Below are 19,101 nucleotides of genomic sequence, written 5' to 3'. Positions count from 1 at the left end.
GCATTTTTCAAATGCCAGAAAGCAAAAAAGCCATTGATTATCAATGGCTTTTTCACTTTAGAATATGGCGGAGGAGTAGGGATTTGAACCCAAGCTCTCAAATTAAATAGTTGAAATAGTCGTTTAGTTTCAATTGCATGTAGTTAATACTACATGAGGAACCGTGCAATTGCTTACTGAGATTGACTTTACTGTTGAATATTCAAAAAGTCAATATCACTCAATAAATGACAGCAACGATTAATTGTAAAAAGCAAAGTGAATGGAAATGAAGTTCAGCAAAATTTGATATTCCCCCCCATCAACTGCTGAACACAAAGCACACCTCCCCTAGAACGCTAAAGACAGCGCTTCAGGGTAAGCGTGGGCAAGCAGCTTGCTGTGCTTTGGTTTCACACGCATAACGTGTGGCTTTTGGGGTTCAAAGGGGGTTCCCCTTGCCCGAGTACCTATCCGACCTTTTTGGAACAAAAAGTGGGATAGGTACGTACCGGGTTACGCACTGGTCCCACATAATAGTGGGCTGCTTTTTGCTTCGCAGTCGATGACTGCGAAGCTGTACTTTTTTGCACTCAACGAGTGCGAAGTTAAGGTTTGTTTAGGCTTAGCCTAAACATTATCACGTCGTAAAAAACAAATGGCCATGCGGGTTTTACACCAACCCCGATAAGTTAGTTTCAACACCAATAAGCTGCAAACGTAAATGTTGTTCAAACCTCAATTAATCAAATCGATATTTTGATTATTTCGCCTTAGCCGTTTGCTCTCTAAAACGACCACTGACATGTTTAATGCCGCCACTGGCAGCGTGAGTGCCATCTGTGGCAGTAGCGCTGCCAATTAGAGCGAATTAACACCATACGCTGCATACAATACAAGCATAACCTCATGCCTGGCCGTTAATTTAAGTCTTACATTCTCAGCGATTAATAAAAAATCGGTCATCACTTTATAAAAGTAATGACCGATTTTCTGCTTACTTGCTGAGCAACTTATATTGTATTCATTCTAATCTGAGAGAATACGGTTAACGTATAATTTAGCGAATAGTGAACGCGTGCTTTATCACATATCAAATGAGTCGTTAATCTGACTGTCTTTGCGTGTTAACGCGTTTTCAAGCTCTGTATCGCCAGTATTATTCGTAATTTTTATTAGTGTTTTTCTGAGCTCCGTTGGCAAATCTGCACTAAAGGCTTTAATGATATGTTGCATAAACTCCGCCGCTCCCGCTCTTCCTTTTAGTATTAATCGATTGTTCATGTGCTCCAACATTTTTCGTATTGGATACAATGCCTGAGTTGTCATTATGCTAAGTCTGTCTAAAATTGATTGTTTTTCAGCTATAGCGCTATCTAATTCCGTGTGTTGTTGCTGTTTAAGCAAAATCGATTCATCTAATTTCTTTTCTTCCTTTCTCTTTGTGCTTAAACGCTCATCAACTTCTTGCTCAAGCCGTATTTTTTTACTATGCCTACGCTGATTTTGTTGAAAAGCCGCCTCTTGCTTAACACATTGTTGCTCAAGTGCGTCACGTTTTATTATCAAAGTCTCACAATTTTCACTCAAGTAAGCGGCTTTGCTCTCTAAATCATCAACCACTTTTTCTCGCTGAGAAATTTTGTCATCCAATTTTTTAGCCTTAATTTCTAAACTATCTACGTCCTCAAGTAAACGTGTGTGATAGTTAAAGGGTCTATCGCGCTTGGCAAGCTTTGCTTCTTTACGCATTTGCTTTCGTTTTTCAGATTTACGAACAGATTCTGGATGAAACGCGGCATTAATATTTTTGGGATGAAAGAGATGCTCATTGACGAACTCATAGAACATCTCTTGCATGTGATGCGCAACATCGCCTGCCCGTTCACGATTCAAGCGTCCTTTCTCAGAAAGTAACTCGGCATCGACACCTTTGCGCTCAAACAAAAATGCATTGACGTTTCTGATGTGTGCTAACCGTAAATCGTATTGATGCGTTAAAACATTTTTCCCAGAAATGAAAGCATGAACATGGCCGCCAGTTATTTCACCGGGTAGTCGTTCATCATGATGTAACACCATGAGTTTGATTGGATAATCAGAATAATAGCGCTGTAAGAAACTTTTCATTGCGTGCATCATTTCTTCATTGCTCAAAATGTCTGTACCTATTTCATTATTTATCGGGATTTTGAATAATAATTCTTCAAAATTGACAGAGTTAAGTGAATTAGGCTTATCTAACAATGCATTGTGAGCTTTGATATAATTCACCAATTGCTCAACTCGCTGAGTTTTACGCTTCATATCAAGCAAATTCAATCGATATGCAACATGATGCACATTAATTAAGCTATCACTCGAGAGGATCTCATCTACTAACTCAATACCTTTCTTACAAAAATGACCGGCCTTTACCCACTCTTTGAGTTTGTTTTTTGAGCGTGCTTTGTCTTGCCCAAATTTACGCGCATCAGCACTCTTCATTGTTTCGGGCTGCAAAATTTCGAACATCATTTGCTCTCTTTGCTCTTGTGAAAAGTTATTTAAAGGGACAATTCCTTCAGAGGTATCAATCAAATTAGTGTGCGATAGCGAGCTATCCCATTCAATTTCGATCTCATTCTTTGAGCGCATCAGCTCCTGTGACTTAGTCAAATACTTTTGTTTAAGCGCCATTTCTTCTGTGAGACGTAATGAGTGGCACAAGGTAGCTTTGCCAGCTCTGCGCCCCTTGTCATTAAATGCATAGTTAACAAATGCAAAGAAGAGAGTCGTTAATCTCATATCAACTTCTCCACAACACTCTGACTCAACAATCGATTGAGATACTCTGTTATCAAATGCGGATGACTAATGAGCAATTGCGATATCTGTTGCTCTGTGAGCTGAATATCAGCGTTTGAAACTGTGTTGGAAGTCGTTGTTAAATCTGTTGTGTTTTCATCTGCAGCTATAGATTCATCACGAGGTGTGGGTGTAAAAATACCACTAAACTGCTGTTCAACTTTATTAACAAAGTCGGGTGCATCTGCACACATCCATCGCGCATAATGAATGTCAATCATTGCAGTACTTTCGTGGCCTAATTGTCGCGCTATCCATTCTTTTGAGATGCCAGAAGTCAGCGCTTGGCTTGCGAAAGTATGTCGCAGCTGCCCGGCTCCGCGGTGCTTCACTTTTGCAGATACTAAGAAAGGGGTGAAAAACGTTTTGTTAAATTGTGTTGCGCTAATAAAAGGTTGATTTGTCTGAGTATTGTAGAAAACGAGTGATAAATTTTCGATTTTTTTCGTTTTATTGTCGCGCTGAAGCACTGAAACTTTTCTAGCTTTTCGATGTCCCGTAATCAGTTTTTGTTGTGTTAATATGCTTATAGCAGAAGCACATAATTCAATTGTACGTTGAGAACCTGCAGTTTTTGGTGTTTTATATTGCTTGTCGACTAATGCGATTTTGACTTTGAGTTTTGCATTAATAAAGTCAATATCTTCCCAACTTAATGCTAAGAGCTCACTTATTCGAAGTCCAGTTAGAGCACATAACTGAAAAGCATTTTTTCCAGATAAACATCGAACGTTTGTTTGTGCTAACGCAGTTAATTCTGCTCGAGTGAAAGGATTTGGCTCAGCGTGGCAAACGGATAGGTTTTGAATCCCATCCATCGGGTTCCGAGTGATTACGCCATCACGAAATGCATTGTTGAATATTGCACGCAGAATGATATAAAACTCATTAATCGTTTTATTAGCATAACTGTTATGCAATTTTTGACGAAGCCGAATGATGTCACTGTGTGTGACAGAATTAATATGCCGTTGCCCAACTAATTTAATAATTTTTAATGCTTTTGAACGCTCAGAACGCAAGGTCGACGGAGCGACTTCGTGTGTTCTGCTACTTAAATATTGCTCAACGTAAAACTGAATACTCAACGCTTGCATAACTAAGCCTTTGCAGCTCTTCGGCTGCTTATTCTTAAGCTTAGATTATCATTTAATAAAAAAAACGCAATCAATAAAACAAATAAACCCAACCAATACAGTGGCTTATATTATTAAATTTCTAAAAAGTCAAATATCTGTAAATTAAAACAATGTAAAAATCATCTTCAACCTGTGGTTTCTCATTCCAAATGGTTTTTGTCTCACTTCATGGATCTGGGTTTTTATTTTATATAATCAACGTATTATGGTGATTTCAATGATAGGTTTGCACTATTGTGGTGCGAACTTATCATTAAGAGCGCTTTTAGCCCGGTTTTTACCGCCTAACTTTTTTAAAACTCGGGATATGTTTTCTGATGTGTTTGTATTTGGTTTTACAATTGATACTTGCCGAATCCTTGCATATAGATTTTCTCAACTCTCTGAAACCACTGATAGACCTTTCGTGTTCCATCCCGCGATTTGATCTAACTCAAGCCTCCCTGCTATCCAGGGCGAGATCGTGAATATATTTTAACCGTTTTGCCCCCAATTTGACGGACGGTGTCGATTATGATCTTATGCTCTCTTTTTCTTAAAGAGAGCATCAGTTCTAAACTGTAGAATTTCTGCGAATCAGACGAGGCTCCTGGGGATAGCTCCAAAAGAGATTTAATCTTCGACCAATCCCTTGAATGCTCGACATGATTTGCAGCCATTGTATCTTCCCTTGATTTAAAAATTTATATAATTTCATTCAACTATATAGGTATATGATACACCGAAAAACCAAGAGGTTGTTTAGAAATTAATGCAAAGGAATAGGCACTTTACCAATGACTCTTTATGCCAAACTAAGATATTAATCAACTATTAGGAAAAGTAGGTCAAAAATGACAATCGATACATCCCAAGAAGCCCATCGCTAAATGACTTTGGGGCACGAACGTGCCAGCGAGGGTTTGCTAACACATCGATGGACATAAGTGTGTTGAATTTTCAGCTCTAATCGGTAAGCTTCGGCTTAAGATTTCTATGTGTAACGCCAACCTAAGCAGCGTGATTGCGTGGAAGGCCCTCTTTTTTGTTAAAAAAAACTGCGATAATGTTAGCTGTCGGACTTTGGATAATTGTTATGTATTTAATCATTTTTTGAGGATTTGATTCTTTATATCTTCGCTGATAGGAGCTTCTTTGATCAGTTGTTCTAATCTTTTTGAGTCCTGCATTTCACTATACAACCAGTAAGCGGTAGAGAAGGACGCTGTTATAACTGAAGCTAATATTGCGGCTGTCAAACTTTCTAGTACAGAAGATCTAAAAGGTTTCTTAATTTGAAGTAAAACGGCATCATCTTTTAAAGATTCTTTATAAGAAGTTAACTCTTCTGAAAGAGTTATATTTATGAAGTTATTTACAACTAACTCGGCTTCTTTTCTAAAGCGTTTAATCGATTCGGGACGAGCGGAAGGTACATGGAAAAATTTTTGAATTTCTTCTTTCGTTGGGTATACGCTATTTTCACTATTAAAATGCTTAACCCAAGCGACTTTTTCTTGCTTATATAATGAGTAAGCAACCTTGCCTACAAAATCATTATCATCTTCGATCATGTCATCGAAAATATTATGATTCCACATAATAACTACCCTGTTGCGTTAGATTTTTTATACGCTTTATTAATTTCTGAAGCAGAATAAGTTCTGGCTGTTATCTTTGATTTGATGCTTTTGGGCAAGTCATAAGAAGAAACTTCTTTTTTATTCATCACCGCAGCAGCAGCTTTTTTAATTATATCTAATGTCATATATCACTCCAATACACCCTTTTCATTAGTATACTATTAGTAGATTATGAAACAAACTAGGAAAAACACATAACGTCCTAGTATTTATGCCTTGCGCTATTCACGCCCCGCCAAGATAAAGCGTAAGCATTTGATTTAAAACAGATTTAAATCTCACCACTTTGAAGTGGCTTGCACATAAACTGGCTTTAAAACACTCAAAACTACGTATTTTGAATACGACTGCATAATGATCCTGCCTCCCTCATGATGCGCCGCTAAAAGTTGTATGAATAGATTAGAATTTATTGGGCAATTCGCTTGTAAGATTACGATTCATTAGCCGACCGCTAGCAAGCTTTGGGGCAATAGTTAATCAGCTATTTCATTTTACGGATTACCTGAAGTATCGAGAAAGCCTCAGTTCAAGTGACAATCCACTACACCGCATTTAGTGACCTTTGTGTGTCCGATTTTTAAGCTAGTTGCCAAGGTTTTCTAGGTATTTAACGAACGGAGCAAAATCACCTTTGTCAGCTTCCTTAAGGCAATATATATAAGCTTTGCGCTCTTCGCTTACTTTCTCTAGATTGCCCTCAGCCCAGTTAAGCGGTGGCTCTTCTAGTAACACTATGCGAACAACATCGGTAAATATACGCGAGTGCCTGCCGTTACCATTTGGGAAAGGGTGAATCTCAACAAGTTTGTGCTGTATGCGAGCGCTGAGTTCTAGATGTGAAAAGTGTTTGAACGTTACCCAATACTTGGCATCTTCCAGAAAATTGTAGAGATTGTGCCTTATTTGGGATGGATCGCAGCCAATGTTTAACTCTTTTTTTCGAGACATCCCAGCCCAAGCCCAAACATCACCAAATAGATTCTGATGGAGGGCAAAAACGAACTCAACTGAGAAAATAGAATCCAGTGTTAGGCCAGAAATACCACTAACCCATTGCTGGCCTGCTAGTATATTGGATTGTTCAAGTTCGTTAAGTTGTTCTCTTGTTGTTACGTGTGGATGTTTCAACCCTTCCATATCATCTGGGTCAAGTGGTGTAGCACCTTCTGGTTCATCAATGATCAAAATACTTTGCCCTCCCTACTTTTACCCCAAAGCTTACGCCCACCGGCACGCATAATTTCTTCGGCTAGTTCACTTATTAAGATATCTTCTTTCTCTTGGCTAACTGATTGCGCCTCTAGAAACATATTTTTTGACGCTTTCTTTACTTCTATTTTCGCAACCTTAAGCGCACGCTCTTGCATTATGTCAGAAACAGCCTTTTTAGGTTTTAGAGCGTATGAGAAGTCACAGTCTAGAGCTTCAGCTAGCTGTTTTAACTGATTTAGAGTTATGTCCCCGTCAGCCTCGCGCCTTTCAAGAACTGATATTCTATTTCTTGTCATGCCAGCTCTTTCTGCTAGCTGTGCGCCTGACATATCAAGAGCCTTTCTTACTGTCCTAATCCAGCCCTCTTTAGGTATTGAGGGGAATAGCGTTCCCTTAACTGCATCAACCAGTTCTCTGTACTGCCTTAAAACCGTTTTCTTAACGGGTTGTAGCTTGCGCGGAATTTTTTTAAAAGAGTACATAGTAACCTCGCTTTTCATTATCAATACATTAAGTGTATTCTAAGCCAGATACACTTCCAACCTTGACGTATCTCAATATAACCACACTAACACATTATAAGTATCGAATTATAGATACAGAAGATGATTTTCTGCACTAACATAACGATACTAAATCGCAAGAACGTAATCCAATTGAGATACAACAAATACTTGATAGCGGACTTTTTCTTTGTGTTAAAAAGCGAGCTAAGGTCAGTCGGGGGCGAATAGCATTAGCCCAAGGCCAGCGTAAAATGACGGCATTCGGCGCGTGAACCAGACTAGGCAAGTCTGATTCACTAACACTATTTTGGACAAACATTGATTTACTTTAAGCCCCATGACAGCGTTTAACTCTACAAAAATAGCTGACTATCCCTAAATCCTTGTATCGTGTAATGGTCTAATGTACCTGCAAGGGCTAAGCTTACTATTTCGGTGAATATTAGTTTGGTGCAATTTAGTAAAAAAAACTTTGTTGGGACAGTGAACGATGCGCTGAACAATTCAGGAGCTAATCCAAAGTTATTAAAGTTAGAAATAACGGAAACTCTCTTGGCCAGTAATATACCGGATGTTAAAGCCAAGATGCGGGCATTACAGCAACACGGTATCACATTTTCGATTGATGATTTTGGTACCGGCTACTCGTCCTTATCATATCTTCAACAACTTCCCATAAATCAACTGAAAATAGATCAAGGATTTGTTCGGGATATCATCAATAGTAATAATGACAAAGCTATAGCACAGGCCGTTATCACACTCGCAAGCTCGATGAATTTACATGTAATAGCTGAAGGGGTTGAAACTGAAGCACAACGAATGCTATTGCAAAGTATGGGTTGCTATTCATACCAGGGTTATCTTTTCGGCAGACCAGTTACTCTAGAAGAGTTAGTGATAGCATGATGTGTAGCATACTAATAAATTATCACCTCTGCAGCTGAGTCAGCTCTGGCCTATTCTTATAGTCTAAACAACCACTAGATGTGGGATTTGCTATGAAAATGCCTGAGGTGAGCTTTTTCAAGTGGCAAGGCTAATTCAATTCTGAAACTGATTGCTTAATCACAAGAAAATAAGATGGCCTAATGGTTTTATTTGCCCTAGATGCTGTTGTGAGTATGCCTATGAGCTTACACCTTCGTTAGGCTAAATTGTAGTGGAACGAATATGAAAAGCTTCCAAATCCATGTTGTTGTATAAAACTTGCAACTGCGGGCAGATGAGTTTTTAGTACGTATGCCGCCCTTAAACACTTATCATCCATGATTAGCTCTTGACTCAAATGTTCACATTCAATAAGAGCTTGTGTCATAGCTTCAAATGTGTAGAACTCTAGAACAATAGAAAAATATGGCCCGGAAATTTTTCTATCTGTTCTTTAGTGCCTGTGGAAATGGTGTAGGTTACCCCTTCGCGTGTAGCAAAATATTCTGAAATACCTATGTACTGAATGTTCATGAAGACACCTATATCGAGAAGTTGTGGAAATAAGATAAGCTTTACCTCTCTTATTCACAATAGCCGTTAGGCTTCACTGCACATTACACTCAAAAATAATGCAACCAATACCTGCCAAAATTTAAAGCATTGTTTTTTATATGTTTTTTTAAAATTTATTTAAGTCGATTTAATTCGAGAATTGAACTAATGACTACCAAATAAACCTCACTTTACTCAACAAACTTATGTCTTAAGCTATTCAATCTCGAGTAAAAGTGCTTTCTCATCTGGGATTAAATCATGCACTGAGCATTCAAGAATCGCTGCAATAACATACACCTTCTCTAAGCTGATACTTTTCTCACCGCGCTCGACGATACCGATGTAATTAAGACTAAAGCCACATTGCTGTGACAAGTCTTTCTGAAGCAGGTCTTTTTCTTTTCTTTTTTCTGCGAGTTTTTTTCCAAACTCAATCGCAATCTTTTTTTTCATTCTTATCTTGTAGATTAAATTAAAACACACTATAGTGTGTTTTACGGTGATTAATCACTTAGCTAATATCAGTTTGCCGCTGCCTTATTAGCTAAACACTCACCCACGGATGCTAGCATCCGTGGGTTTATTTACTCACAACTTGAATCCTTCAAAATGACACAAATTGATTTTATAGACATTATTCATAAACATTGCCCCGTCGTTTTTAATACGGAGTATTTGTTACAAGCCCTTATCTATACGTATGATACTGAAGATGCCGCCATTCTTCGAAAATGCATGCATAACCATTTATACCGATTAGAAAAACACCACTTTGTGAAACGGCTTTCTCCTAAAAGAATTCGCAACGCACAATATGAACAACGATTCAGTCTACAAGCCCCAATTCATATGCTACCCAAAAAGCCAGACAGTACTTTACATAAGCACACTGATAATCAGAGCATGGTAAAAAACCACTATAATGTACTTCAGCAACATATCAAGCAGTTAACACATAAACTCAATGCTTTTAAATTGCTTAGTCATAAGTTTCATTTATATAGCCCCATCATCAATGGCAAAATCAAGGTGTTAGATACCGAGCTATATGCAAAAGGCATTGAGCTCAATGCCGTTAATGAATTGATAGATGAAATCAAAAAATGCAGCAAAGGTTGAGCGTAAGTGAGCGAAAGGCATTATTGACTAAGCCATGCTATTCGCACCATATGGTAAATCGACATTAGGTTAACGGCATTTGGCCGTTGAAATATATTAAGTGGGATAAAATTTAGTAATTTAAAGGATGTCGTCTTCGCGCAGTAAAGTCACCGACGTTGTTACGCTGTCATACCATGCGATAACTTAGTTATCGTGGCTGTAATCATGTCCATACCTATTATGGTATCTAACAGTGTTCTGGTCTAATCCCATCGGACACTTAATTTTGAGACAGTATGGTCAATAAATTAAGAGGTCTATATGAGTCTGAAAAAATCACATAAGAGTTATCCGCAGGCATTTAAAGATGAAGCCGTCTTGATGGTGTTAGAACAAGGTTATAGCGTTACCGATGCGGCAAAGTCTCTTGGAGTTAGCACCGTCTAGGATGTTCAATGAACAATGCCTTTTCTCCCATTGCCAAGGTTTCATCCCGCATTTCGTCCGTCATATCATGAATTTTTCTACCCCGTAAAGGTCTACGGAGCTCACAGAGAATTAATCAGCATTTCAATAATGTCACTTCTGCTTACATTCTTTTCATTGGCTAAGCTGTCAAGTTTTGAAATGGTAGCTTTAGACAACGATATTGATACTGCCTTTTTCCGCACTTTCGTAAGGCTGACATTTTCATCAACAGATAGCATCTCTGATTTACTGAGAGATCGCTGCATTAGAGCTATTTCAACATGAGTAAGGTTGCCTGCATCGGTCATCTGGTATGAGTGACTACTTTTACTATATTTTATCGTAGTGTTATATACGTCCCGAAGATCACGTAAAGCCCGCGTGAGTGTTGCCCCAGAACAATCTGCGTTTTTGATTATTGTATTTGCAGAAACAGATTCACCCGAAGACAACAATACTGCGAGTGTGAAAATTCGCTTCTGTTTTGTGCTTAATATCATATGGTTACTTTACTGTTATTGGCTGAAATACGAAGGTCGAACTTATTTTCCTGTTCGGGTTAAACATGGATATTGCGTTAATTGGATCGATATTATCCAAACATGAAAAATTCATCTTTTGGATAGTAGCGCGATCGGCGGTACATTGAATTATATAATCATCGACTAAGTTACCTGTAGCTTTGCTTAAACGTTGAGTGAATCCGCAAATGCTTACGCTATCGAAAGGCAGTGCGTATAAGGCAATACCAATCAGCCGCATCAATATACCGTGTACGTGACGTGCATAGGCTTCTCTAACGGCTTTTTGCGTCATTTCCTTCTCGATAATCTCAGTGCCTTGCCTATTTAAAGTAAAGATGCTTTGAGGTAAATCTTCAATCTCCGGTAAATCAACATCTAGTTTTATTAGCGATTGTTCTGGCAGAACTTCAAACGAAATCGCGGTATCTCGCGGCCAGTCGGTGTTCTGCAATGTCTCATCTAAAATTGCCTCAAAAAATGCCGCGTCTGATATAAAGCGACTATTTGCTTGTGCTTCCGATGAGGTTAACGATTCTTGATGACGAGCCGCTTCAGATTGCCAGAGAGCATATTGTTCGGCCCATGTCATACGATTAGTTTGGTAGCGGTGTTCTATTAAGGTTTTTTCACGTTCCCAGTCTTGCATTGCACGTTCCCAACTGGCGAGAGTTGCGTGCTGACGTTCTTGCCTATCTTCCTCAGACTCGAACAGTTTTTTAAAAAATCCAGTGTCATCCACACAAGAAGGTTTTACGGGGGATGGCGAGATTTCCGGCTTTGCTGGCCGAACTGGAGCGGGAACGGCATAAGGGCTGGTGGCCGCTTTTAAATAATGGTCACGCAACTCATTAAATGTGCTCCCAAGTGAGGGGTTAGGCGTCAGAGTATGGACGTTTATAACCTGGTGCATAACCATTTCCATCTGTTCAATGGTGTCTAAAAGTGAGCTTCGCAATTGTTCTTTCGATTCCGTTCGCTCTCTTGCCGCAGCATTTGACGAGGCCGCGGCCCTATCGAGCCTTGTGCGATAACTCAATCCACCGCCAAGCCCAACATTGGCATAAGTGCCACGACTACCAACGGAGACTGACGCTCCCCTCGGGCCAATTGAAAGACTTGGGGTGGTATTACTAAGATTAACCCGAACTCCGGGAATGATTGTGATGCTGCGACGAAAACGAAAGCCCATGTTTTTTACCTATGCTGAATTTGAACAGAGGATGTGGACACTGCTGTAGAAACACCAAAATAATGAACGCGATCTAATACGCTCTTTGCCCATCGGCGATGTGTTGCTGGTTCACACATGGCACCACCTGCTTTAAAGACTGCCTGAGATGAATTAATGATTCGCAGTGCGTCTTGATGGTCAAGTGAGCTTACCATGAGGGCACGCTGAATCACTGGAATTTGATTAGGGTGAATCGCTGTTTTACCTACTAAGCCGTGAGCCAAATCCAATTCCAATTCTTTTTCTAACAGTCGATGATCATCAATGTGCTCACAGACAGGCGCTGTCAGGGAGAAGCCCTTTGAGGCGAATACAGCAACCAGCATCTTAATAACGTAACCCATTGGGCCGTCATATAGGGTTAATTCTCGGGAACGTCGCAAAGAAACGCAATTCATTAAGTCATTTCCACCAATACGAAGGGCGATGATTTTGTCACGGCATTTATGCGCTTTAAGCTCAGAAACTAAGGCTAGCATTGCATTAACGTCGAATACATCTTCAGTCTCAAGTGTTGGCATCCAGCATAAGTGAGTTAATTCTAAAATGGCTGTCCATTCGTTCAAGTTGGATAGGTTGAATTTAGGAAGGACAAAGCCATCAATAGCAGACAAGTCATATTCAGCAGTCAATTGTAGGCCAATCTGCTCGTTTCTCGGGCGAATAAATACTAGTGGCCATTCTACATAATTAATGCGTTGCTTAGCTTCAGAAAGGGCGTCCAGCATCCCTTTAAGGTTGTTCATTGCGAAAGGCATATCCTGTTCGGACACTGCATCTTCTAGGCAAATAACCAAAGACCGCAGTCCAGCAATTTTACCGGTCACAATGGTATCTACAATGTCGATGCGGGTAGCTGGCATGTAGAGTGTCGCTCCCAGACTGTAAGCAGAAAGTTCCTTTTTCATTAGAGTACCTTTTTGATAATTGTAACTGCACGATATTGACCAATGAGATCGCCAACTTCGGTAATCACCACGCCTTTCTCCTTGGCAAGATAGACCAACAGAGATACGTCAGGATCATTAATGGAACGAACCAGCACATGGTCAGGCACCCTGCGTAATACTGCGCGCGTCGCTTCTGCAATGCCAGGTTTGATACGATTTAAACTTGAAATATCATAACGCTCTGCAAGCAGTGTCATGATTGCTTTGCTTTGTTCCCATTCCTTCGCTTTTATTGAATCGCGTTCTTTTATATTAATGAATGGGACGTCAGAAAGTTCGATTTCTTGGCAACACTGTTCAACAGCATCAGCCAATGATAAACCGCATTCATACTCGCTAAGGTGGTTGCACACCATGCAGTGATGGAAGCCTTCATCACTATAAAGAGAACGAGAGATCATCCCCGAAACAGGAGCCCCCATTATTCCAAAAGGGATTAGCCAATCATCATCGGTGGCCGACATCCAAGCGCAACCACATGGATCAGCCAAAACCACAAGGCGTGGTTGTTCAGGGTAGCCCGACCGACCTTTAAGCGCCTTAGTCAGTTCATTGGTGATAGCCCCCTTTCCTGTCCAGCCATCTACCCACACAATGCCTTCGGTTCCATGGCGTCCCTCAATAACAGCAAGGGCAGTTTCATCTATGCCACGGTCACGAATAATACTGATCCCGTAGTGATAAGACTCTTTACCCATCATTGTTAACGCTCGTTGCAGCATAACGCCTAAAGGCACACCTGCGCGGACTAGACTTGCCAAAATAATCGGGGAATTTCCGTACTCTTTCGCTAAAGTCACTGCCAGCATCATGATTTCCTTAGCAAGCCGTTTGGCTCCAATGCTGTAAGCCTTGTTAAACAAGTCGAGATGAAATTGAGTTGGTTCTGGCTCTTGGCTCAGCATGTCGGAATAATGCATTTGCCCTGACTGGATTAGGGCCTCTTTTTCTTCAATGGAGGTGAATTCAATAGTCACCGGCTTTAAAAGAAATTCGACATCGCCGTGACGATAAGAACCAGAAAAAATTGGTGAAATATTCAAAATTCTACTCTCCAAATACGCGGTCTTTGATCGCAGATGAAAACTGACTTTGTTTTGGTACACCATACCAAGAGCAAAGTTTAAGGAAACTGAAGTCAGTAAGGCTATCGCCAAGGCCAATAGTTGGGAATGTGCCTCGTTCAGCACGCAGCTTGTTCAGAAGGTAGCTGGTGGCTTTCCCTTTCTCGATACAAATTGGTAACCATGCAATATTGTTGCTGTTACGATGAACGTAAAAACCTTCTGTACCGAAAATTTCCTCTATTTCATCACCTATCGCATTGAGTTCGTCTAGCTTAGTGCTATCGGTATGTTTCAAGACAAGATATATAGGGACTCCATCGTACTCATAGTTAATGCGAGCCCAAGCATCTATCCCTCTTTCAGCCATCAATGTCGTTATGTCACCTTGCATATCCAGCAAGCGTTGACGATAAGGGGTAAGTTCAGTCTCAATGTGTTTTTGCCACTGAGTATCACACTGACCATCAGGAGATAGAATGACAGCGCCATGAGTGGTAATTGCCCATGAAGTAAATGGTATTTGCACTCGAGCATATTCATCAGTGCCACGGGCGGTAACTGGGATAACATCGGCGTTTACCAGTAGCCAATCAACTAACAAGGCTTGTTCTTCATTCATAAAGCTGCGTGGAGCCAAAGAGCGATCTAAGGCCCCAACCCGTACTGGGACTTGATCGAGTTCATCAACCATTTTTCGCTTAGTTTGAAACAACGTATCATCCAAATCAGGGAACACGACAGGGCGGATATTATTTGGCATGGATTGGTTACTCATTACTAATGACTTCAACACGCTTGGCTATATTACCAAGGGCATTCAGTAAGACAAGATCGACGCTTTCAGCGGGAGTTTCGCAGCACAAATACACCGAGTCGAATTGTAGGTGGGCGACGTTATAAACAAAATTCGGGATACCCAAACCGTAATTGTCGGTAAAGGTTATTGCCGATTCGATAGCGTGGCCGATAGCAATAGGTGATCTGGAGGTAGAACTGAAATAGACCTCAGCACCTACCTTTTCCAACTTTTCGGCAAGTAAAAACGGTTGCCACACAAATTCACCGGTGCCTAGCACTAACACCTTATCAGAAGGTGACACGCAGACATTATTTCCTATAAAACAAATGGACTCATCCATCCCCAAACGACCCCAACATTGAGCCCCAACGATTTCAACAGCCCCTTTTGCCGTGACATTCACGCTAGGCATGATCGGCGGTTCTGCTTCGGGATTAACATTCCAAGACCATTTACCTTGAACCAAAGAGATTGATGTAACTTTTGGGCCATCAATCTTTTCAAGCACTGCATCTTGACTCCAATCAGTTAATGTCACCGTAACAAGACGCTTAATGCCAGTCATGCCCGCATCAACAAGCGCAGCATAAAGGTTGGTAAAGGTGTTACCCGTTGTCGCTTCATCATCAATAAGGACTAGCGACTTTGCCTGCTCTACGCGCTGAGCTAATACAGGATCATTTGGCCAGTAAATGAGGTGGTCTGTCGCATGTGAATGAGTTTCTTTGAACTCGCACATTAGATTGCCATTAACAGGATGGCGGGTAGATGTTAGGAATACCGATTCGGGTACCATGCATCTTGCCTCTTGGTAAACACCTGCAGCCAAACCTACAGCAGTTTCCGCCATGCCGATAAAGAGTACCGGCCCTGGCAGATCTATTGGCAGCATTGCGGCAATTGATTGGTATGAGCTGCGCATCACACTAGGCTTGATAGGGATATGACGGCCTAGTAATTTACTGACAAATAGAAAGGCTCGTTTTGGGTTACGACGCTCTGCAATCTCAAAGAATTGTTCCAATGGTGTAGAATGCGAACTGACAACGGTCAACTCCCCTGTGGATAGCTTGCGCTTAAAAACCTGCTCGGTTTGGCTCATACCTAATACCTATTATTGTTATTCAGCCGATTGCTGTTCGGTTAGCGCGATTACGCTTGATACAGACCGAACCACTGCAGGTTTAAAACCATCAGTGCCCATCTTAATAGCGGTTTCTTTGTCGATAAGTCCCAACTTGCGTAAAGCAAAGATACCTGAAAGGTTAATATCACAGGAACGGGAGTAGCAAACTCCACCGGAAGGGCGCATGTTAATTTCCAGCAAATAAGGCTTGCCGTTAGCATCATCACGAGTTTGTACGTTCACCAAACCATCGGCCTGCATAATTTGCGCACAAGTTTTTGCTAATTCAAAAGCCACTCCTGATTGTTCAATGGACTGAAGTGCACCTTCTTTACGGCGACAAACTGCGGCGATTACTTCACCATTCTCAACAACCATATCAACAGAACGTTCACGACCTGCTAGGTATGGCATTAGCACCATGGGCTCAGGAAGTATGTCGTTAGTTTGCTGGCTCATTGCTGTAAGGTACATCTTCGGTGTTACTCGACGATTATCAGGATTATTGAAAGCGGCCATCGGGCTAACAGAAGGGTCTAATATCCAGAAGCCAATACCGTAAATGCCAACTACTGGCTTGATACAAGTTAATTCACCAGCCGCCACTTTAAGGGCGAGCTGCTTTTCAAGTTCATCAACGGTGTCAATCTGAATAGATGGCACAACAGGTAATCCATGCTGCTCCATATAACGAGCGTAGCGAACCTTATCATCTGCAATTGAGTGCATATCAAGACAAGTCGCCCCCGTTGTCAGTGACACGCCTAACGCCTCAATTTCTCGCCTGTTTTCCTCCATCCAGCGGCAATTGCGGCCAGCTTGAATAGTGACAACATTGTTTTCAGCTACCACAGATTTAATAAATTCTAGGCGCTCAGTATCCCCTTTTGGCTCAACCAAAGATAAATCGGCAACCGATGTAACCTCAGGGCGACTACCACGATGGGACGCAATAATGCGAAAAGATAAGTCTAATGACTGACGAGCATCAATCACCGCCATGATAATGTCACGCTGAGAGGATAAGCCCTCCATAAACCAAATAGATTTCAAAGTATTAACTTCCATGAATAAAGAACGGTGTTACCGATTAGATGTCACGAATTTTATTATTAAATGTGAGAGTAGTCAATCAAATTATGATTGACTTAGATCTAACTCTGGTTAAAAATGGACACATCAAAGGTAGGTTGGAATGAACATGTTTCACCCCTATTGCCTATTGAAAGCCGACCTAGACCTAGGAAGGTAAAGATTAAAAACGTAGTTTTTAAACCCAAAAAAATAAGGAATGAAAATGGCTTCAGTTTCTTTGGAAAAAAAGCAGTCGGTCTCACTAGCCAAGCAATCAGGTTCCCCATTAACTAGCCTTAAATTCGGATTAGGTTGGGACCCTCTAAAAAAATCAGGTTTTTTTGGAAAGCTGTTAGGTGGCGGTGATTCTATTGACCTCGATGCCAGCGTAGTTTTAATGGACGCTCGCGGTAACCAACTCGATACAGTTTGGTTCCGTCAATTAAAGTCTAAGTGCGGCTCTGTTAAGCACAGCGGCGACAACCTCACGGGTGAAGGTGATGGCGACGATGAGAGTATCAGCATTGATTTAACTCGCTTACCAGCAAACGTAGAGCATTTAGCTTTCACTGTTAACAGTTTCCGCGGTCAAACTTTTAATGATGTCGAAAACGCTTTTTGTCGCGTTGTAGACCAAGGCGGCAAAGAATTGGCTAAGTACACCTTGACCGAGCAAGGTCAGCATACTGGCATTCTGATCGCAGCCCTTGAACGTAGTGGCGGCGAGTGGAAATTTACTGCTCATGGCTTACCTTGCCGTGGTAAAGTCATTGACGACATGATGGATCAAATCGTTTCAGCGTTGGTACGCTAATGGATCTTATCCAAGGGGGTAACGCCCCCGTTCCAGCACTGCCGCTAACTGTGAGAGTAATCTCTGGCGGCGATGTTGATGTGTCCGCTTTCCGCCTTTATGAAAACAATAAAGTGCAAGACGGCGTTGATATGGTTTTCTATGGCCAGCCTCGAAGTGATGATGGCGCAATCACACTGGAAGGAGAGTCGCTAAACACCTCCTTCAACGTGAACCTAGGCGCTATTAATGCGGCAGTTCAAAAAATTGCATTCACCGCAACAGTAGATGGCGGACAAGTGATTGGCAATCTACGAACCCTGAAAATTCAGGTGGAGCAAGGCGGTAACGTCTTAATCACTTGTGACGTACCTATGAATGGTCGCAGTGAGGCCGCGTTGATTTTGGGTGAGTTATACCGGCGCAATGCAGAATGGAAATTCCGCTTCGTGTCTCAAGGTTTTAATGGAGGTCTAAAACCTTTAGCAGAACATTTTGGGGTCGATGTCGCGGATGAACCTGCGCCAACACCAACACCAACACCAACGATCAGTTTGCAGAAGGTGACACTAAGCAAGGACAAGCCAACAATAAGTTTGACCAAGCAAGGTGACAAGTTTGGCAAAATCCGCATTAACTTAAACTGGCACCGAGGCTCAACTCATAAAGGCTTCTCATTGTTTAAACGTGACAATGGCGTTGACCTCGACCTCGGCGCGTTTGTAAGAACTAATGACGGTGATCGTAATGTGATACAGGCTTTGGGTAGCCGATTCGGAAGTCTGAATCATTCACCCTTTGTCGAGTTGCAAGATGATGACCGTACCGGTGATAGTACCGATGGTGAATGGCTATTCGTCAACGGCAATCAATGGGAAAACATCAGTGAAGTGCTCGTGTTTGCATTCATTTACGAGGGTGTGCCTAATTGGGAAAGCACTGATGGCGTGGTGACGATTCATTTGGAGGGACAACCTCCTATTGAAACTCGACTCACCGAAGGCCATTCAGGTCATGGCATGTGTGCCATTGCAAGACTGATTAATAACGGAGGCACAATCAAGGTTGAGCGTATAAACCGTTATTTTACAGGTCACCAGCAAATGGATGAAGCTTTTGACTGGGGCTTCCGCTGGAAAGCTGGCAGCAAATAACCAAATCAAACTAGGAGA

The 19,101-nt window shown here is 41.3% G+C and carries 20 protein-coding genes and 1 pseudogene; 6 read left to right on the top strand and 15 right to left on the bottom strand.

The features are described 5' to 3' along the window. Positions 1-1,065: 1,065 nt before the first annotated feature. The 6 genes from L2717_RS16360 to L2717_RS16335 all read right to left on the bottom strand — a co-directional run bounded on the left by L2717_RS16360 (position 1,066) and on the right by L2717_RS16335 (position 7,302). Positions 1,066-2,766, bottom strand: coding sequence for a coiled-coil domain-containing protein (locus L2717_RS16360; protein WP_220775006.1), 1,701 nt, complete (start codon positions 2,764-2,766; stop codon positions 1,066-1,068). Then, the gene (locus L2717_RS16355; RefSeq protein WP_248938109.1) at positions 2,763-3,923 is read right to left on the bottom strand and encodes a tyrosine-type recombinase/integrase; all 1,161 of its coding nucleotides are present in this window, start codon (positions 3,921-3,923) and stop codon (positions 2,763-2,765) included. The genes L2717_RS16360 and L2717_RS16355 overlap by 4 nt, the downstream gene beginning before the upstream one ends. A gap of 1,127 nt (positions 3,924-5,050) precedes the next feature. After that, positions 5,051-5,545 (bottom strand): hypothetical protein, encoded by a 495-nt coding sequence (locus tag L2717_RS16350; protein WP_248938108.1) that lies wholly within the window; start codon positions 5,543-5,545, stop codon positions 5,051-5,053. 5 nt (positions 5,546-5,550) lie between these two features. Continuing rightward, on the bottom strand, positions 5,551-5,712 hold the full coding sequence (locus tag L2717_RS16345; RefSeq protein ID WP_220775020.1) for a hypothetical protein: 162 nt from the start codon (positions 5,710-5,712) through the stop codon (positions 5,551-5,553). 460 nt (positions 5,713-6,172) lie between these two features. Then, complete coding sequence (locus L2717_RS16340; RefSeq protein WP_220775019.1) at positions 6,173-6,775, bottom strand: mobile mystery protein B; 603 nt, start codon at positions 6,773-6,775, stop codon at positions 6,173-6,175. Next, positions 6,772-7,302: a mobile mystery protein A gene (locus tag L2717_RS16335; RefSeq protein ID WP_246611812.1), complete on the bottom strand. Its 531-nt coding sequence runs from the start codon at positions 7,300-7,302 to the stop codon at positions 6,772-6,774. The genes L2717_RS16340 and L2717_RS16335 overlap by 4 nt, the downstream gene beginning before the upstream one ends. Before the next feature lie 435 nt (positions 7,303-7,737). On the opposite strand from L2717_RS16335, the gene L2717_RS16330 reads away from it, so the two are divergent. Both L2717_RS16330 and L2717_RS18270 read left to right on the top strand, forming a co-directional pair. Next, positions 7,738-8,217 (top strand): EAL domain-containing protein, encoded by a 480-nt coding sequence (locus L2717_RS16330; protein ID WP_220775021.1) that lies wholly within the window; start codon positions 7,738-7,740, stop codon positions 8,215-8,217. Between the two features lie 151 nt (positions 8,218-8,368). Further along, positions 8,369-8,464, top strand: a complete 96-nt coding sequence (locus tag L2717_RS18270) for a transposase (RefSeq protein WP_220775018.1) — start codon at positions 8,369-8,371, stop codon at positions 8,462-8,464. Between the two features lie 182 nt (positions 8,465-8,646). Here L2717_RS18270 and L2717_RS18165 read toward each other — a convergent pair whose 3' ends face one another. Both L2717_RS18165 and L2717_RS16320 read right to left on the bottom strand, forming a co-directional pair. Next, complete coding sequence (locus L2717_RS18165) at positions 8,647-8,772, bottom strand: hypothetical protein (protein ID WP_281421759.1); 126 nt, start codon at positions 8,770-8,772, stop codon at positions 8,647-8,649. Between the two features lie 237 nt (positions 8,773-9,009). Beyond that, positions 9,010-9,249 (bottom strand): helix-turn-helix domain-containing protein, encoded by a 240-nt coding sequence (locus tag L2717_RS16320; protein ID WP_220733428.1) that lies wholly within the window; start codon positions 9,247-9,249, stop codon positions 9,010-9,012. 156 nt (positions 9,250-9,405) lie between these two features. On the opposite strand from L2717_RS16320, the gene L2717_RS16315 reads away from it, so the two are divergent. Continuing rightward, entirely contained in the window at positions 9,406-9,915 is a 510-nt protein-coding gene (locus tag L2717_RS16315) for a hypothetical protein (protein WP_220774159.1), read from the top strand. A gap of 303 nt (positions 9,916-10,218) precedes the next feature. After that, a pseudogene (locus L2717_RS16310) lies at positions 10,219-10,338 on the top strand (transposase); the annotation flags it as partial. A 107-nt stretch (positions 10,339-10,445) separates the two neighbouring features. Here L2717_RS16310 and L2717_RS18265 read toward each other — a convergent pair. From L2717_RS18265 to L2717_RS16280, 7 genes are all read right to left on the bottom strand, one after another. After that, complete coding sequence (locus tag L2717_RS18265; RefSeq protein ID WP_428847846.1) at positions 10,446-10,604, bottom strand: ribbon-helix-helix protein, CopG family; 159 nt, start codon at positions 10,602-10,604, stop codon at positions 10,446-10,448. Between the two features lie 265 nt (positions 10,605-10,869). Further along, on the bottom strand, positions 10,870-12,078 hold the full coding sequence (locus L2717_RS16305) for a DUF4236 domain-containing protein (RefSeq protein WP_220774157.1): 1,209 nt from the start codon (positions 12,076-12,078) through the stop codon (positions 10,870-10,872). Between the two features lie 5 nt (positions 12,079-12,083). After that, complete coding sequence (locus tag L2717_RS16300; protein ID WP_220774156.1) at positions 12,084-13,028, bottom strand: HpcH/HpaI aldolase/citrate lyase family protein; 945 nt, start codon at positions 13,026-13,028, stop codon at positions 12,084-12,086. Next, positions 13,028-14,113 (bottom strand): cysteine protease StiP family protein, encoded by a 1,086-nt coding sequence (locus L2717_RS16295; protein WP_246611781.1) that lies wholly within the window; start codon positions 14,111-14,113, stop codon positions 13,028-13,030. Before L2717_RS16295 ends, L2717_RS16300 begins: the two co-directional genes overlap by 1 nt. Positions 14,114-14,117: 4 nt before the next feature. Beyond that, positions 14,118-14,897, bottom strand: coding sequence for a hypothetical protein (locus L2717_RS16290; RefSeq protein WP_248938107.1), 780 nt, complete (start codon positions 14,895-14,897; stop codon positions 14,118-14,120). A 7-nt stretch (positions 14,898-14,904) separates the two neighbouring features. Further along, complete coding sequence (locus L2717_RS16285) at positions 14,905-16,038, bottom strand: phosphoribosyltransferase domain-containing protein (protein WP_220774153.1); 1,134 nt, start codon at positions 16,036-16,038, stop codon at positions 14,905-14,907. 18 nt (positions 16,039-16,056) lie between these two features. After that, positions 16,057-17,115, bottom strand: coding sequence for an ATP-grasp domain-containing protein (locus tag L2717_RS16280; protein ID WP_220774152.1), 1,059 nt, complete (start codon positions 17,113-17,115; stop codon positions 16,057-16,059). Between the two features lie 244 nt (positions 17,116-17,359). Here L2717_RS16280 and L2717_RS16275 point away from each other — a divergent pair, with 244 nt between their 5' ends. Together L2717_RS16275 and L2717_RS16270 are read left to right on the top strand one after the other, a co-directional pair. Then, positions 17,360-17,950 carry a TerD family protein gene (locus L2717_RS16275; protein ID WP_220774150.1) on the top strand — a complete coding sequence of 197 codons (591 nt, stop codon included), beginning with the start codon at positions 17,360-17,362 and terminating at the stop codon, positions 17,948-17,950. Continuing rightward, positions 17,950-19,083, top strand: a complete 1,134-nt coding sequence (locus L2717_RS16270) for a TerD family protein (protein WP_220774148.1) — start codon at positions 17,950-17,952, stop codon at positions 19,081-19,083. Before L2717_RS16275 ends, L2717_RS16270 begins: the two co-directional genes overlap by 1 nt. Positions 19,084-19,101: the final 18 nt, after the last annotated feature.

Origin of the sequence: Shewanella glacialipiscicola, assembly GCF_023283485.1 — a bacterium.
Lineage (GTDB): Bacteria > Pseudomonadota > Gammaproteobacteria > Enterobacterales > Shewanellaceae > Shewanella > Shewanella glacialipiscicola.
Note: the sequence above shows the minus strand (reverse complement) of the source record. Positions and strands in the feature narration are given on the sequence as shown.